Origin of the sequence: Nonomuraea sp. NPDC049028, assembly GCF_043197735.1 — a bacterium.
Taxonomy (GTDB): domain Bacteria; phylum Actinomycetota; class Actinomycetes; order Streptosporangiales; family Streptosporangiaceae; genus Nonomuraea.
This window is the reverse complement of the sequence record NZ_JBICTR010000006.1, coordinates 122,131-138,317: the sequence shown is the minus strand read 5'-3', so window position 1 is coordinate 138,317 and position 16,187 is coordinate 122,131. Positions and strand designations below refer to the sequence as shown.

Annotated in this window: 15 protein-coding genes; 9 read left to right on the top strand and 6 right to left on the bottom strand. The window is 70.8% G+C overall.

All coding sequences use genetic code 11. The features are described from left to right. Positions 1 to 36: 36 nt before the first annotated feature. The 3 genes from ACGFJ2_RS23990 to ACGFJ2_RS23980 all read right to left on the bottom strand — a co-directional run bounded on the left by ACGFJ2_RS23990 (position 37) and on the right by ACGFJ2_RS23980 (position 3,527). The gene (locus tag ACGFJ2_RS23990; protein ID WP_357944681.1) at positions 37 to 645 is read right to left on the bottom strand and encodes a TetR/AcrR family transcriptional regulator; all 609 of its coding nucleotides are present in this window, start codon (positions 643 to 645) and stop codon (positions 37 to 39) included. A gap of 7 nt (positions 646 to 652) precedes the next feature. Next, entirely contained in the window at positions 653 to 2,209 is a 1,557-nt protein-coding gene (locus tag ACGFJ2_RS23985; protein WP_357944678.1) for an MFS transporter, read from the bottom strand. 91 nt (positions 2,210 to 2,300) lie between these two features. Further along, positions 2,301 to 3,527, bottom strand: a complete 1,227-nt coding sequence (locus ACGFJ2_RS23980; protein WP_357944676.1) for an MFS transporter — start codon at positions 3,525 to 3,527, stop codon at positions 2,301 to 2,303. A gap of 147 nt (positions 3,528 to 3,674) precedes the next feature. Between ACGFJ2_RS23980 and panB the strand changes: the two genes are divergently transcribed. The 3 genes from panB (at position 3,675) to ACGFJ2_RS23965 (ending at position 7,161) form a co-directional block, all read left to right on the top strand. Continuing rightward, positions 3,675 to 4,523: a 3-methyl-2-oxobutanoate hydroxymethyltransferase gene (gene panB, locus ACGFJ2_RS23975; RefSeq protein ID WP_358205066.1), complete on the top strand. Its 849-nt coding sequence runs from the start codon at positions 3,675 to 3,677 to the stop codon at positions 4,521 to 4,523. A gap of 97 nt (positions 4,524 to 4,620) precedes the next feature. Continuing rightward, on the top strand, positions 4,621 to 5,808 hold the full coding sequence (locus tag ACGFJ2_RS23970; protein WP_357944671.1) for an AAA family ATPase: 1,188 nt from the start codon (positions 4,621 to 4,623) through the stop codon (positions 5,806 to 5,808). A gap of 111 nt (positions 5,809 to 5,919) precedes the next feature. Then, the gene (locus ACGFJ2_RS23965; protein ID WP_357944669.1) at positions 5,920 to 7,161 is read left to right on the top strand and encodes a S8 family peptidase; all 1,242 of its coding nucleotides are present in this window, start codon (positions 5,920 to 5,922) and stop codon (positions 7,159 to 7,161) included. 94 nt (positions 7,162 to 7,255) lie between these two features. On the opposite strand, the gene ACGFJ2_RS23960 is transcribed toward ACGFJ2_RS23965, so the two are convergent. After that, positions 7,256 to 8,182 (bottom strand): serine/threonine dehydratase, encoded by a 927-nt coding sequence (locus tag ACGFJ2_RS23960; protein WP_393471681.1) that lies wholly within the window; start codon positions 8,180 to 8,182, stop codon positions 7,256 to 7,258. Positions 8,183 to 8,230: 48 nt separating this feature from the next. After that, entirely contained in the window at positions 8,231 to 9,403 is a 1,173-nt protein-coding gene (locus ACGFJ2_RS23955) for an aminotransferase class I/II-fold pyridoxal phosphate-dependent enzyme (RefSeq protein ID WP_357944665.1), read from the bottom strand. Between the two features lie 59 nt (positions 9,404 to 9,462). Here ACGFJ2_RS23955 and ACGFJ2_RS23950 point away from each other — a divergent pair, with 59 nt between their 5' ends. The 6 genes from ACGFJ2_RS23950 (at position 9,463) to ACGFJ2_RS23925 (ending at position 15,045) form a co-directional block, all read left to right on the top strand. Continuing rightward, positions 9,463 to 10,896, top strand: a complete 1,434-nt coding sequence (locus tag ACGFJ2_RS23950) for a PLP-dependent aminotransferase family protein (RefSeq protein ID WP_393471676.1) — start codon at positions 9,463 to 9,465, stop codon at positions 10,894 to 10,896. A gap of 102 nt (positions 10,897 to 10,998) precedes the next feature. Further along, positions 10,999 to 11,685 (top strand): alpha/beta hydrolase, encoded by a 687-nt coding sequence (locus tag ACGFJ2_RS23945; RefSeq protein WP_357944659.1) that lies wholly within the window; start codon positions 10,999 to 11,001, stop codon positions 11,683 to 11,685. A 45-nt stretch (positions 11,686 to 11,730) separates the two neighbouring features. Further along, positions 11,731 to 12,618 carry an ABC transporter ATP-binding protein gene (locus ACGFJ2_RS23940; RefSeq protein ID WP_393471673.1) on the top strand — a complete coding sequence of 296 codons (888 nt, stop codon included), beginning with the start codon at positions 11,731 to 11,733 and terminating at the stop codon, positions 12,616 to 12,618. Beyond that, entirely contained in the window at positions 12,615 to 13,340 is a 726-nt protein-coding gene (locus ACGFJ2_RS23935; RefSeq protein WP_357944654.1) for an ABC transporter permease, read from the top strand. Before ACGFJ2_RS23940 ends, ACGFJ2_RS23935 begins: the two co-directional genes overlap by 4 nt. Before the next feature lie 11 nt (positions 13,341 to 13,351). Then, on the top strand, positions 13,352 to 14,440 hold the full coding sequence (locus ACGFJ2_RS23930; RefSeq protein ID WP_393471669.1) for a sensor histidine kinase: 1,089 nt from the start codon (positions 13,352 to 13,354) through the stop codon (positions 14,438 to 14,440). After that, positions 14,437 to 15,045: a response regulator transcription factor gene (locus ACGFJ2_RS23925; RefSeq protein WP_358205012.1), complete on the top strand. Its 609-nt coding sequence runs from the start codon at positions 14,437 to 14,439 to the stop codon at positions 15,043 to 15,045. The genes ACGFJ2_RS23930 and ACGFJ2_RS23925 overlap by 4 nt, the downstream gene beginning before the upstream one ends. Before the next feature lie 7 nt (positions 15,046 to 15,052). On the opposite strand, the gene npdG is transcribed toward ACGFJ2_RS23925, so the two are convergent. Then, positions 15,053 to 15,703 (bottom strand): NADPH-dependent F420 reductase, encoded by a 651-nt coding sequence (gene npdG, locus ACGFJ2_RS23920; RefSeq protein WP_393471666.1) that lies wholly within the window; start codon positions 15,701 to 15,703, stop codon positions 15,053 to 15,055. Positions 15,704 to 16,187 lie beyond the last annotated feature (484 nt).

The following is a 16,187-nucleotide window of genomic DNA, read 5'->3' as shown; positions in this document are numbered from 1 at the left end:
TCCCGGCCGTCCGAACCTCAATCCTGAGAGCTGATCTCAGCTCTGGGGACCGATCCCCGCTATGACCGCGTCGACGATCCGCTCGGGCAGGTCGGCGGGCAGGTCGCCGGCGGGCGCCCACTTGGTGTGGTGCATCATGGTCCCGGACAGCATGGCCATGGCGAGGTCGATGTCGAGGTCCGGCCTCAGCTCACCAGAGGCGACGCCACGCTCCAGCGTGCCGCGCATGGCCCGCTTGCGCGGCTCGATGGCGCGCTTCATGAAGCGCTCCATCAGCCGCGGGTAGCGATCCGCCTCGCTCATCGCGATGTTCATCACGCACCGGCCCCGGGACTCGCCCGCTTCCTTGCGGATCAGTTCCAGCAGGACGATCAGGTCATCGCGCACCGACTCTTGGAGTAGCGGCGGCAGCGGTGCCCTGAGCGTGGCGAGCGCGTCGACCACCAGGTCTTCCTTGTTGGACCAGCGCCGGTAGATGGTCGTCTTGCCGACGCCCGCCCTCGACGCGATCGCCTCGATGGTCAGCTCCGACACGCCCATGCCCTCGGCGATCAGATCGAGGGTCGCCTCGATGATCGCCTTCTCGGCCTTTTCGCTGCGCGGACGGCCCGCCGGACGGGCCGTCGTGGATTCCTGGATCGTCATCGCGGCCTCACACTACCGCTGGTTCTTTCTTTTCCACCTGCTGGACCGGGCGCGCCTTGCCCGGCATCCACTTCAGCACCACCAGCACGCCCAGCAGCGCGATGACCGCGGAGACCAGGGCCGTGGTGTGCATCCCGTGGAGGAAGGCGTTGAAGGCGGGCTGGATGAGCGCCTGCCCGTGCTGGCCGAGGGCGTGCGCGGCGCCGACCGTCGCCATGATCGACTCACCGGCGGCGTGCTGGGCGTCGGCCGGGAGGCCGAGGCCGGACAGGGCGGGCGCGATCTCGCCCCGGTAGCTGGAGGACAGCACCGAGCCGAGCACGGCCACGCCGAGCGCGCCGGAGATCTGGCGGACGGTGTTGCTCATGGCCGAGCCGACACCGGCCTTCTCCCTGGGCAGCGCCTCCATGATGGCGGTGGTCGCCGGGGGCATGATGTTGGCCATCGCGGCGCCCTGCACGAAGAAGATGATCTCGATGATCACGATCGGCGTGCTCTGGTCGAGGAACGCGTAGCTGGTGAGCGCCGCGGTGACCACCAGCATGCTGACCACGGAGGAGAGCTTGGCTCCGAAGCGCTGGTTAACCCGCTGGCTGAGCGGCGCGAAGATGAGCTGCGCCGCGGCGAACGGGATCATCAGCGCGCCCGCCTGCACCGGGGTGAAGCCCAGCACGATCTGCATGTAGAAGGTCAGGAAGAACATCCCGCCCATCATCGCGAAGAAGACGATGCCCATCATGCCGATGGCGGAGGAGAACCGGACGTTGCCGAAGTTGCGCACGTCGAAGGCGGGGTGGTCGGTACGCCGCTCCCACCAGACGAACGCCGCCAGCACCGCCACACCGATCAGCGTCGGGGTGAGCACCTCGGCGGAGGCCACGGTGGCCAACTCGCCGCCGCGGATGATGCCGTAGACGATGGCGACCAGGCCGATGATGGACAGCACCACGCCGATCGGGTCGAGCTTCGACGGCTTGGGGTCACGCGACTCCGGCACGATCGTGCCGATGAGGATCATGCTGATGATCACAATCGGCACGTTGACCAGGAAGACCGAGCCCCACCAGAAGTGCTCGATCAGCACGCCGCCGGTGATCGGGCCGATCGCCACCGCCAAGCCGACGCCACCGGCCCAGACACCGATGGCCTTGCCGCGCTCGCTCGGCGGGAAGACGTTGGAGATGATGGCCAGGGTCGCGGGCATGATGGCCGCGCCGCCGATGCCCATCGCCGCCCGGGCCAGGATCAGCTGCATCGGATCTTGTGCGTAGGCACTGGCCAGCGAGGCCAGGCCGAACATCAACATGCCGATGAACAGCATCCGCTTGCGTCCGGTGCGGTCACCGATCACCCCGAAGGTGAACAGCAATCCGGCGAACACCAGCGTGTAGGAGTTGATCGCCCACTCCAGCTCGCTCTGGGTCGCGCCCAGACCGACGTTGGGGTCCGCGATGGTCTTCATCGCCACGTTGAGGATCGTGTTGTCGAGCACGACCGCCAGCAGGCTGAACACCAGCACGCCGAGGATGGGCCAGCGGCGTGGATGTCCTGTGTTCGCATCCATGGAAAGCACCTTAATTTCGATACGCTTGAGTTTCGCAACGCTACCGTATCGCAAGGATATTCCGATACGCAACGGACTCGTTTCGTAAGGGTTAACTTGTGGCGACGACTGGCTCGGCCGGCTCCGTGACCACGGTCGGCGGCGCCTCGACCGGCTGGGGCCGCCGCCGCCAGAACGGCAGCGCGACCAGCACCATCGCCACCCCGGTGAGCCCGGCCACCACGAACGCCCAGGCAGGACCGTGCGCGTCGATGATCGCCCCGGCGACCGGCGCGGAGAGCGCGCCGCCGATCAGCAGGGCGGTGCCGTGGAAGCCCATCGCCTCTCCCCTGGCGCCCGCGGGCACCCAGCGGCTGACGGTGTCGACCGTGGAGGACAGCGAGGGGGCGCAGAGCACACCGGCGGGCAGCAGGGCCAGCATGAGCCACCACCAGTCGCCACCGGCCAGCGAGGCCAGCACGGTCAGCAGCCCCATGCCCGCGATGAGGGCCAAGGGCGAGACGCCGCGCGACAGCCCACCGTACACGAAGCCGCCCGTGAGTGAGTAAAGGCACCAGATGGCGACCGCGAGCCCGATCCACGGGGTCTGACCGGCGTGCTCCATGGTGCCGACCAGGGCGAGCTCGGTCGCGGTGAGCACGAACGTGGCCGCGGCCACCGTGCCCAGCAGCGCGACGAAGGCAGGTGTGAGCCACTGCCGCCGGGGCACCTTCATCGCCGGCGCCTTCAGCTCCTCGGCCGACCGGGTCGGCGGGTTGAGCGCGATCAGCGCCACGCCCGAGCCGGTCAGCCCGACCGCGATGGCCGCCAGCGTCGGCCCGCTGCCGAGGGTGGTCATCCCGGCCACGGCCAGCGCCGGGCCGACCATGTAGGCGAGCTCGACCAGCATCGAGTCGAGCGAGAAGCCGGCCCTGCGGTGCTCGACCGGCACCATGGCCGCCAGGCACTGCCTGATCACGCTGAACACCGGCTGCCCCAGCAGCCCCGCCACCGCCGCCGCCACGACCAGCCCCGCGTACGGCAGCGCCCACGCGCCCGCCCAGAACGCCGCCTGCGCGACGGTGGTGACGGTGAGGATCGGCCGCAGCCCGTATTTGTCGACGAACCTGCCCGTCAGCGGCGACCCGACGGCCATGCCGACCGTGCTGGCCATGGTGACCAGCCCCGCTTGCCCGAAGCCGAGCCCCAGGCCGTTGACGACATAGAGCGTCAACGCCATGCCCGTCGCGGTGGTGGGGATGCGGGCGATCAGGCCCACCAGGAGTAACGTACGCACGCCGGGCAGCCGGAACAGCCGCTTGTAAGGGTCGAGAGCCATGTTGATTGCTTACCTCCAGGTCCATTGTGGCAAGCGGCACCGACAATTCCGCCACTGGTTATCGCCGTGCGCCGTCAGCCTCGTGCCATCATCGGAAGGGTCCGGGTACGCCACAGGGGCGCCTCGAGACTTCACCGGAGGGTTGTCATGTCCTCTTCCACCACGCTGAACGGTTCCACCACGCTCTACGGCGGCGCCACGGGCCGCCGCGTCACCGTCCGGGACCTCATCGCGGCCAAGGAGCGCGGAGAGAGGTGGCCCATGGTCACCTCCTACGACGCGATGACGGCCCGCGTGTTCGACCAGGCGGGCATCCCCGTCCTGCTGGTCGGCGACTCGGCGGCCATGGTCGTCTACGGCTACGACTCCACGCTGCCCGTCACGGTCGACGACCTGCTGCCGCTGACGGCCGCCGTCGTCCGCGGCTCCGCGCGCGCCCTCGTGGTCGCCGACCTGCCGTTCGGCTCGTACCAGGGTTCGGCCCAGCAGGCGCTGGAGACGGCGGCGCGTTTCATGAAGGAGGCCGGCGCGCACGCGGTCAAGCTGGAGGGCGGCCGGCGTGTCCTGCCGCAGGTCGAGCTGCTGGTCTCGGCGGGCATCCCGGTCATGGGGCACCTCGGCCTGACCCCGCAGTCGGTCAACGTCCTCGGCGGCTACCGCGTCCAGGGGCGCGGGCAGTCGGGCGACGAGCTCATGTCGGACGCCAAGGACCTCGAACGGGCGGGCGCCTTCTCGGTGGTGCTCGAATGCGTGCCCACCGAGCTGGCCGAACGGGTCACCGCCTCGATCGCCATCCCGACGATCGGCATCGGCGCGGGACCGGCCACGGACGCGCAGGTGCTGGTGTGGCAGGACCTCATGGGGCTCACCCCGCGCCCGGCCAAGTTCGTCAAGCAGTACTCGGGGCTGGCCACGGAGATGGACCGCGCCGTACGCGCCTTCGCGGCCGACGTGACCTCGGGCGCCTTCCCGGAGCCCGGCCACTCGTACGAGTGACGCGAGTGACCGGCCACGGCCAGACCCCTGGACACATCCCGACAAATGGGAAAAAGTTTATTGACAGCTTATAGTCCGGCCGGTTGGGGTGCGCGTCATGCCTTTCGTGGGACGAGAGCACGAACTCCGACAGCTGGCCGACGCCCTGAGCCGTCCCCCGCTCGTCCTCCTCATCGAGGGCGAGGCGGGGGTCGGCAAGACCCGGCTGCTGCATGAGCTCACCGGCCAGCCGATGCTCGTCGGGAGCTGCCACCCCATGCGGTTCCCGTACGGGCCGGTCGTGGAGGCGTTGCGCGAGGTCCGCCCGCTGCGCGACCTCAACCCGATCACCGGGGCGTTACGCCCGTTCCTCCCGGAGTGCGGCCATCTGCTGCCGCCCGCGCCGCCCCCGATCCAGGACGCGATGGTGGAGCGGCATCGGCTGTTCAGGGCGGTGCTGTCGCTGCTGGGCTCGCTGCGGCCGATCACGCTGGTGGTCGAGGACGTGCACTGGGTCGATCCGGGGACCAGGGAGCTGCTGGCGTTCCTGGCCCGCTGCCTGCCCGACGGGGTCAACCTGGTGGTCACGTACCGCACGGAGGACCTGAGCCATCCCGTGACCGAGCTGCTCGCGCATCTGCCGCCGCGGATCGACCACGCCGAGATCGCGCTCGCCCCGCTCGCCACCGCCGAGACCGCGCTCCTGGTCAAGCATCTGCTGCCGGGCGCGGCCGACCTGTGGCCGCTCACCGGCGGCGTACCCCGCGCCATCGAGGAGCTGACCCGCATGCTGGCCGACGGCCAGGAGCCGGGCACGCCGCCCGCGCTGCGCGACGCCGTGCTGGTGAAGCTGGCCGCGCTGCCGCGCGCGGCGCGCCACATCGTGCAGGCGGCCTCCCAGGTCGAGCATCCGGTGTGCGAGGACGTGCTGACGGGCGTCGCGGGCGTGCCGCCGGAACAGGGCGAGCGCGGCCTCACCGAGGCGGTACGGTGCGGCCTGCTGCGCGAGTGGGCACCCGGCAGGTACGGCCTGCGCCAGCCGCTGGTCAGGCAGGCCGTCTCGGAGACGATCACCCCGGCGGCCGGCAGGCGGCTCCGGCGCAGGCTCGCCGGCCCGGCCGAACCTCAGGGCACGCTGTCGCCGCGCGAGGAGGAGGTGGCCAGGCTGGCCGCCGACGGTCTCACCAACAAGGAGATCGCCGAGAGCCTGTTCCTGTCGCCGCGCACGGTGGAGGTGCACATCGCCAACGCGCTGCGCAAGCTCGGCCTCACCTCACGCAAGCAGCTCAACGTCGGCACGACGTGAAACGCACTAAGTAGTCGCAATACGTGTCCTCCACGTATGGCCGCGAGCGCGCTTCTGACTCATGTTTTCAGTGATCCCCGTCCAATACCCCAGGAAGGGTTCACACCTGTCATGCGACCACGCACCCTGATGCTCGCATCGCTCGTCGGCGCGCTGGCTCTGTCCGCGGCGCCGCTCCCCGCCTCGGCCGCCGCGCCGGAGACCAGCACGTACATCGTCCAGCTCAACCCCAACGTCCGCGCCGGCACGCAGGCCGCCGCCCAGGACCAGGTCAGCAGGTACGGCGGGCACCTGATCGGCGTCTACGAGGACGCCTTCAAGGGTTACACCGCCACCTTGACCGCGGAGGCCGCCGAGAAGCTCCGGCAGACCCCTAACGTGCTCACCGTCGAAAAGGACGCCGTCGTCACGGCGTTCGCGCAGACGGTCCCGACGGGCGTCCGGCGGATCTTCGCCCCGTCCAACCCGAACCTGGACATCGACGGCGTCGACGACGTCCAGATCAACACGGACGTGGCCGTCGTGGACACCGGGGTGGACTACACCCATCCCGACCTGAACGTGGTGGCGCGGACCAACTGCGTGACCGGCGTCTGCGTGAACAACACGGGCACCGACGACAACGGCCACGGCTCGCACGTCGCGGGCATCATCGGCGCGCGCGACAACACCATCGGCTCCGTCGGCGTGGCCCCGGCCGCCCGCATCCACGCGGTGAAGGTGCTCAACGCGGCCGGCTCGGGCACCCTGTCGGCCATCGCCGCCGGGCTCAACTGGGTCGTGGCCCGCGCCTCCACCATCGAGGTCATCAACCTGAGCCTCGGCTGCAACGGATGCACGAGCAGCGCCATCAGCACCGCGATCACGAACGCCACCAACGCCGGCATCGTGGTCGTCGTCGCGGCGGGCAACAACCACGCGAACGCCTCGTCGTTCTTCCCGGCCAACCACCCCGACGTGGTCACCGTCTCGGCGCTGACCGACAACGACGGGCTGGCGGGCGGCCTCGGCGGCAGCACGCTGTCGTGCCGCAGCGAGACCGACCAGGACGACACCTCGGCGTTCTACTCGAACTTCGGCGCCACGATCGAGATCACCGCGCCCGGTACCTGCATCTACTCCACGTGGATGAACGGCGGCTACAACACGATCAGCGGCACCTCGATGGCCAGTCCGCACGTCGCGGGCGCGGCCGGCATCCTCACCTCGGGCGCCCGCAAGCCCACCAACCGGGCAGGGGCGCTGGCCGTGCGGAGCAAGCTGATCTCCACCGGCAACTCCAACTGGACCGACGACTCGGGCGACGGCGTCAAGGAGCCGCTGCTCGACGTACACGACGCGACACAGTACTGACCCCTCCCCTTCACTGACCGCTCCCCCTCACTGACCGCTCCCCCTCACTGACCGCTCCCCCTCCAGGTGCCCGGCACGCCGGGCGCCTGGAACGTCAGGCGAGCGTGGCGGGGTCGGTGTTCGAGCCGCACACCACGACCGCGACCCGCTCGCCGTCAGCGGGCACGTACGCCCCGGACAGCAGCGCGGCGTACGCGGCCGCTCCCGCGTGTTCGGTGGCCAGCCGGCGCTCCTCCCAGAGGGCATGGCGGGCGGCCACGATCGCGTCGTCGGACACGAGCACGCTCTGGACACTCGCCCGGGAGAGGACGTCGTAGGCCACGCCGCCGACCTGGCTCGCGCCCAGCGCGTCCGCTCCCACACCGCTGACCTGCACCGGCACCGGATGGCCCGCCCGGAGCGCCTCGTGCAGAGTCGGGCACAGCACCGGCTCGACGGCGACGATCCGCGGCCCGCTCCCGCCACCAGAGGCACCGACACCGACCGTGATGCCCGCGGCGAACCCGCCGCCTCCCACGGCCACCACCACCGTGTCCACCCCGCCCGTCTGCGCCATCAACTCCAGACCCGTGGTCCCCTGCCCCGCCACGACCTCCGCCTGGTCGTAGGCGTGCACCGAGAGCGCCCCGGTCTCCGCCGCCCGCTTGGCCGCCGCCTCCGCGGCCTCCGAGTAGATGGCCCCGATCTGGTTGATCTCCGCGCCCAGCCGCCGCAGCCCGGCCACCTTCACCGGGCTGGTCACCTCCGGTACGAAGATCTCCGCCCGGACGCCCAGCGCCCTGGCGGCGTAGGCGACGGCGAGGCCGTGGTTGCCGCCGCTGGCCGCGATCACCCCGCTCGGCGGCAGCTCGCCGGCCGACAGGATGCGGTTGAACGCCCCCCGCACCTTGAACGATCCCGAATGCTGCAGCTGCTCCAGCTTGAAGAAGAGCCCGGGAGAGATCTCGAGCACCGGTGTACGCAGCACATGCCCGCCGATCCGCTCGGCCGCGCTCGTCACGTCCTCGTACGTCACCGTCATCGAGATCTCCCTCCGAAGCATTTAGGCATTTTCCTAATTCCCTAAGCGTTATGTCAACGCCTGGGAGATGTCCGCCCACAGATCCTCGGGGTGCTCGATGCCCACGGCGATGCGTACGGTGCCCTCGCCGATCCCGTGCCTGGCCAGCTCCTCGGCGCTGAGCCCGAGGTGCGACGTGGTCGCCGGGTGCATGACGAGCGTCTCGACACCGCCCAGCGAGGGAGCCAGCAGCGCCAGCTTGATCGAGCTCATGAACTTCTCCCCGGCGGCCCGGCCGCCGACGAGGTCGAAGGAGAACACGCCGCCGAAGTCGGGCAGGAGCTTGGCCGCCAGCTCGTACGACGGGTGCGACGGCAGTCCCGGCCAGTGCACGGCGGCGACCGCCGGATGCTCGGCGAGCCGGGTGGCGAGCAGGCGGGTGTTGGCGCAGTGGCGTTCCATGCGCAGCGCCAGCGTCTGGATCCCGCGCAGCGTCAGCCACGCCGCGAACGGGTCCGCCGAGGCACCCAGCTTCGTCGCGAAGCGCCACACCTTCTCGTACAGCTCCTCGTCGGCGAACACCGCGATGCCGCCCACCACGTCCGTGTGCCCGGACAGGTACTTGGTCGTGGAGTGGACGACGATGTCGGCGCCGTGTTCGATGGGACGGCACAGCATGGGCGTGGCGAAGGTGTTGTCCACGACGGACACGATGCCGAGCTCCCGCGCGACGGCGAACATCCCGGGCAGGTCGGCGACCTGGGCGATCGGGTTGGCGATGGTCTCCAGGTAGACGAGCCTGGTCTCGGGGCGCACGGCGGCGCGCAGGGCGGCGGGGTCGTCCTCGGGCACGTAAGTGACCTCGACGCCGAACCTGGCGACCAGGTCGTTGATCATCCCGGCCGTCCCGCCGTACAGGGCCTTCTGGGCGATCAGGTGGTCGCCCGGCTTGAGCAGGCCCAGCAGCACGGTGTTGATCGCGCCCATGCCGGAGCCGGTGGCCATGGCGGCGACTCCGCCCTCCAGGCCGGAGACGGCCAGTTCCAGGGCTCGGACGGTGGGATTGCTGTAGCGCCCATACACGAACGGGCCGTCGGGGCGGCCCATCGCGTCGGCCATGATCGCCGGGTCGTCGAAGACGAAGCCGGAGGTCTGGTAGATGGGCATCGTGATCGGACGGCTGCCCTCGATGGGTGGCTGGGGCAGATGCACGGCTCGGGTCTCGGGGTGCAGTTCGCTCATACAGCGAGAATGTCCCAAGATGTGGCTCTTTGTCAGATCCAATGATAGAGAATTGGTCCATGAATGGGGCCAATCTCGATGACCTCGTCGACCTGCTGGGCCGCTGGGCGTCCGGGCGCGGGCCCCTCTACCTGCTGCTCACCGGCCGCCTGCGGGCGCTCATCGACGACGGCGTACTGCCGCCCGGCGAGCAGCTGCCGCCCGACCGGGCGCTGGCCAGGCGGCTGGCGGTCGGCCGGGGCACCGTCGTGGCCGCCTACGACCTGCTCCAGCAGGAGGGCCGCGTGGTGCGCCGCCAGGGCAGCGGCACCCGCGTCGCGGCCTGCGACCTGCCCTCCACCCGCGCCACGGACAGCGTTGTCGCCAACCCGCTGCTCCTGCACATCCTCCATCCCCCGGACGGCGTACAGCTGCTGACCTGCGCCGCCCCCGACGACCCCCCGCCCGAGCTGATCGAGGCCTACCAGGAGGCGGCCGGCCGCCTCGCCGGTATGCGCGACCTGGGTTACCAGCCCGCCGGGAACCCCGCCCTGCGCGAGGCCGTCGCCGCCTATTACCGCGAACGCGGCGTGCCCACCACCGCCGGGGAGATCCTGGTCACGAACGGCGCGCAGCAGGCGCTGACGCTGCTGTCGGGCCTGCTGGTCGCGCCGGGCGACACCGTGCTGACCGGGTCGCCGACGTACCCGGGCGCGCTGGAGGTGTTCAGGCACGCCGCCGCGGCCGTCCGCCCCGTGACCCTGGACCCGGTCCCCGCCGAGGCGATGCGCGAACGGCCCGCCCTGGTGTACGCCGTGCCGACCGCCAGCAACCCGGCCGGTTCGATCATGGAATCGGCTGACCGGAGGCGCCTGGCCGCCCTCGCCGCCGAGTACGACGTGCCGGTGATCGACGACGAGGTCTGCGCGGAGCTCTGCTTCTCCGGCGAGATCCCGCCGCCGCTGGCCGCGTACGGGACCGGCGAGCAGGTGATCACGATCGCCTCGCTGAGCAAGCTGGTGTGGGGCGGGCTGCGGGTGGGCTGGATCCGGGCGTCCGCGCCGCTGGTCTCGCGGCTGGCCCGGCTGCGGGCCGTACACGATCTGGGGGGCGAGATCCTCGGCCAGCTCGCCGCCGCCACGCTGCTGGGACGGCTGGAGGAGATCAGGCGAGCGCGCGTACGGACGCTGCGGGCGCGCCACGACCACCTCTGCGCCGAGCTGCGCGAACACCTGCCCTCGTGGGAGTTCGAGCCCGCGTGCGGCGGCCAGACGATCTGGGTACGGCTGCCGCGCGGCGAGGCCGACTCGTTCGCGCAGGTGGCGCTCAGGCACGGGGTGGCGGTGCCGCCGGGGCGCTCGTTCGACCCGCTCGGCGGGCACGCCGAGTACACGCGGCTGCACTTCCTGTTCCCCGAGGAGGAGCTGTCGCGGGCGGTCGCCGGCCTGGCGCGAGCCTGGCGCTCGTACGACGGCGCCCACGAGCCCGCCACCCGCCACACACTGATCGTCTGATTCGCCATCGTCTAATTCGCCATCGTCTGATCCGCTCCCCGCCGAGTCCGCCGACAGCTGACATCGGCGTGGCCGGATCATCGCGTGCGGGAAAGTAGAAGCATGAACGTGACGTTCGTGCTCGTGCACAGCCCGTCAGTGGGGCCTTCGACCTGGACGCCGGTGGCCGAGGCCCTGGGGCGCAGGGGTTATGCCGCCGTGGTGCCCGACCTGACCGGAGTGGCGCGGAGCGGCTCGCCGTACTGGCCGAAGGTGGTGGAGGCGGTGCGCGCGGCCGCGCCCGAGACGCCGCTCGTGCTGGTCCCGCACAGCAACGCCGGGCTCTTCCTGCCGGTGATCAAGGAGGGGCTGGGCGAGCGGGTGGTGTCGTGCGTGTTCGCCGACGCGCACATCCCGCCCCGTGACGGGCTGGTGCGGGCGGCGCAGGAGGCGTTCCTGCCGTTCCTGCGTGATCTGGCCGACGACGACGGCGTGCTGCCGCGCTGGACCGACTGGTGGAGCGACGACGACGTGGCCGCCATGCTGCCCGATCCGCGCGTCCGCGCCACGGTGGTCGAGGAGCAGCCGCGCCTGCCGCTCGGCTACTACACCGAGCCCATTCCCGTCCCCGCCGGGTGGGACGCGGTCAGGTGCGCCTGCCTCTGGTACGGCCCGCCCTACGACAAGGTGGCCGAGGAGGCGCACGGGCGGGGCTGGCCCGTGCTGCGGACGCCCGGCGAGCACCTGCAGCAGGTCGTCGATCCCGAGGGGGTGACCGACGCGCTGCTCAAGCTCTCACGGAAGTCGTGAATTCTTCACGGGCGCCGACCCGCACCTCCCGAAATAGTCGTACATATGACAGCGATTCATGTGGAAGAGGTCAGGAAGCGCTACGGGGACTTCGCGGCGGTCAAAGGCATCTCGTTCGAGGTCGCCGAGGGGGAGATCTTCGCCCTCCTGGGCCGCAACGGCGCGGGCAAGACCACGGTGATCGAGCTGCTGGCCGGGTTCCAGCAGCCGGACGGGGGCGCCTGCCGGGTGCTCGGCCTCGACCCCGCACGGGACCGGTCGGCCGTCAGACGGCGCACCGGCATCATGCTGCAGGACGCCGGGTTCTTCCCGGATCTGACCGTCGCCCAGACCGTCGACATCTGGCGTGACCTCACCGTCGCGCCGAGGCCCCGCGAGGAGGCGCTGGAGCTGGCGGGCCTGCTGCCGAAGGCGGGCACCCGGGTGCGCCAGCTCTCCGGCGGCGAGAAGCGGCGGCTCGACCTGGCGCTGGCTCTGCTGGGCCGACCCGAGGTCCTGTTCCTGGACGAGCCGACCACCGGCATGGATCCCGAGGCGCGCCGGAACACCTGGGAGGTCATCCGTGACCTGGCCGGGCAGGGCACCACGGTCCTGCTGACCACTCACTACCTGGACGAGGCGCAGCGACTGGCCACCTCGATGGCCATCATGGACGGGGGCGAGATCGTCGCGTCCGGCGGGATGGCGGAGACGCTCGCCGCGCGGAGCGGGCGGGTGGCGTTCCGGCTGCCCCCGGGGACGGCACCGGACGACCTGCCGCTCCCGGTGACCCTGGAGGGCGAGACGGCCGTGTGCCGGGCGGCCGATCCCGATCTGGCCGCGCAGACGCTGCTGAGCTGGGCGGCCGAACGCGGCCTGCGGCTGGCGGGCCTGGAGGTCCGCACGGCCACCCTCGAAGACCTCTTCCTCGACCTGTCCAGGAGCGCCCGATGAGCTACGCAGCGACCTACCGGCTCGGCACCAGGTTGTTCTGGCAGGACCGGGCCATGCTGTTCGCCTCGGTGATCACGCCCGTGGGGCTGAGCGTCGGCCTGCCGGTGCTCATGCGGCACGTGACGGCCGACGGCGTGGCCAACGCCACCCATCTCTCCCAGGGCATGACCTCGATCCTGCTGTCGCTCACCGCGTTCATGAACGTCGCCGTGGCGCTGACCACGCGCCGCGACCAGCTGGTGCTCAAGCGGCTGCGCGCCACCGGGCTGACCGACGGGCAGATCCTCTCCGGCCAGATCGCCAGCACCGCCACGCAGACCGTGGTCGTGGCCGCGCTGTGCGCCGTGGCGGTGCGCCTGCTCGCCGACGTGCCGGTCCCCGCGAACCCGCTGGTGTACGCCGGGGCGGTCGTCGTGGGCGCGGTCGTCATGGCCACGCTCGGCGTCGCCTACACCGTGGTGATCCCGCGCGCCGAACTGGCCGCCGCCACCACGATGCCCATCTTCCTGGTGTCCGGGATCGCCTCCGGCGCGATGGGCCCGATCCGCGACGCCCTGCCCGCCTGGGTGGGATCCGTACTCGACCTGCTGCCCACCTCCGCCGTCGTGCACGCCCTCAGGACCGGCGAGGTGGCGCTGCCCGCGCTGAACCTGGCCGTGTGGGCGGTCATCGGCGTCGTCGCGATCCGGCTCTGGTTCCGGTGGGAGCCCCGGCGGTCATAATAAGTCCGGACATGAACTCCTCCTCTGCGCAGCGGCTCGCCCGCGTCCTGATCACGGCCGTATCTGTCGCGTACTCGTTCATCGGGCTGCTCTACTTCGCCAGCGGCCCGTTCAACGGGTTGGTGGCGAGCGTGGCAGTGATCGTTCTCGTCGTGACGCATTACCTGAACATGCGGGCCGGGCTGCGTGGTGAGCGGCCGCCGCTCTTTCCGCTCACGGTGGTTCTGCAGGCGCTGGCCACGTATGTACCCGAATACCTGCTGCCCTACGGCTGGTCGGTGTTGTCGGCGCCGATGTTGGCCGGGACCCTGCTGGTCTTCCTGCCGCTGCGCTGGAGCGGTCCGCTGGTCGGCGCGATGACGCTGTGGGACGGCGGCTCGATCTTCGCCTGGTCCGCCAACCCGGTTTTAGCCCTCTTCTACGGTCTCTCCGTATCCACCACCGGCGCGATGATCTACGCCATGGTCCGGTTCGTCCGCGTGACCGTGGACCTCTCACACGCCAGGGCGGAGCTCGCCGAGGCCGCCGTACTCAAGGAACGGCTGCGCATCTCTCGTGACCTGCATGACGGGCTCGGCCGCAGCCTGACGGCGATCGCCCTCAAGGGCGACCTCGCCGCCCGCCTGATGGACCGCGACCCCACCGCGGCGCGCGGCGAGGTGGGCGAGCTGGTGCAGGTGGCCAGGGAGGCGGCGCAGGATGTACGGCAGGTGGCGCGGGGATATCGAGAGCTGTCACTGGTGAGCGAGGTGGATCGGGCGGTGGCGCTGCTGGAGTCGTCGGGGGTCGGTTGCCAGGTGCATCTGGTGGACGCCGCGCTGCCGGAGCGGTCGGAGGCGGCGCTGGCGTGGGGCGTGCGGGAGGCGGTCACCAACGTCCTGCGCCACAGCCGCGCCACCACCTGCACGATCAGCACGTCCCTGACGGAGGACCGGCTGCGGCTCGAAGTGGTCAACGACGGCGCCCCTGACGCCGATGGCCGTGAGTCCGGCGGAGGGCTGACGGGACTGGCGGAGCGGGCCGCCCAGGCGGGCGGGACGGCCGGCGCCGCCGCGACGGGCACCGGCGGATTCCGCCTGACCATGGAGGTACCCGCGTGATCCGGGTACTGCTGGCCGAGGACATGCACATGATCAGAGCCGCCCTCACAGCCCTGCTCCGCCTGGAGCCGGATATCGAGGTGGCGGCGGAGGTGACCCGGGGCGACGAGATCGTACCCGCCGCCCTGAAGACCCGGCCCGACGTGGCGATCGTGGACATCGACCTGCCGGTGATCGACGGCATCACCGCCGCCGCCGAGCTCCGCGAACGGCTGCCGTCGTGCCGCATCCTGGTGCTCACCGCGATGGGCCAGCCCGGCCAGGTGCGCCGCGCGCTCGGGGCGGGCATCGAGGCGTTCCTGGTCAAGGACGCCCCCGGCCACCGCCTGGCCGACGCCATCAGGCGCACCGCCGCCGGGCTCCGCGTACTCGACGCCGAGCTGGTGGCATCGGCGATGGAGTACGGCGAGAGCCCCCTCACCCCACGGGAGACCACCGTGCTGCGGGAGGCCGCCCGTGGCGCGTCGGCGGAGGAGATCGCCGCCCGCCTCCACCTGTCGGCGGGCACGGTGCGCAACCACCTCACGGGAGCGATCACGAAGACGGGCGCCCGCAACAAGATCGACGCCATCCGCATCGCCGAGGACGCGGGCTGGCTCCCTTAAATGGTCGTCACACGTCGGTGACGCGGACTCCGGCGTGGGCCTTGTAGCGGCGGTTGATGGAGATCAGGTTCGCCGTCAAGGCCTCGACCTGGAAGGCGTTGCGGAGCCGTCCGCCGTAGACGCCGCGCACACCCGGAATGACCGACGCGAGCGCCTGCACCGTGTCGGTCGCCTCCCGGTCGTCACCGAGCACCAGCACGTCCAGATCGACCTTCTCCACGGCCGGATCCATCAGCACCACCGCCGACACGTGGTGGAAGGCCGCCACCACCCGGCTGTCCGGCAGCACCGCGGCGGCCTGCTGGGCGGCGCTCCCCTCCTCGACGGGCAGCGCGTAGGCGCCCTGCTTGTCGAAGCCCAGCGGATTGACGCAGTCGACCACGATCTTCCCGGCCAGCTCGGTACGCAGCGACTCCAGCAGCGCCTTGTGCCCGTCGTACGGCACCGCCACGATCACCAGATCGGCCTCGGTGGCGACCACCGCGTTCTCGGCCCCCCGGGCGCCGGAGCCGATCGACTCGGCCGCCTCCTGGGCTCGCTCCGCGTTCCGCGACCCGATCAGCACAGGGTGCCCGGCCAGCGCGAACCGCCGCGCCAGCCCCTTCCCCTGGTCTCCGGTCCCGCCCAGAATCCCGATCGAAACACCGCTCACAGTCATGTCGCATTCCTATCAGCCCGTTTCGCCCCTGAGCACGCCGGGCCCCAGGAGCGCGCCGATAACGGGCGAAAGGCATGGTCCCTCATAAGGGCGCGCTTCGCGCGTGGTGTCTCGGGGCTGTTCTTCCCAGGGGCCTGCCGGCCCCTTCGACCCCGGCCCTTGGCCGTCTGGGTGACCACGATCGGACAGAGGTGCCGCCTGGCACATTTCGTAGCAGGGGTTTGTGCACCCGCATGTCCCCGCGATGACGTGCAGGCCACAGCCAGCGCCGACGTCCCCTTCTCATCGTGGTCGGGCTCTTCGCATCGTGGTCGGGATCGGTCAGCCGAACGTCAGTTGATCGGCCACAGGCGGCAGTTGATAGGGGCCTACTAGGTTGTCCCGTTCTTCAACGACCGCTTTCCCGGCGTTGTCCGGCCGGTTAGTTTCGATCATTAGATCTGGCATCTGATCGGACCTGCTCAGGGGCGCGATTCATCCCGCC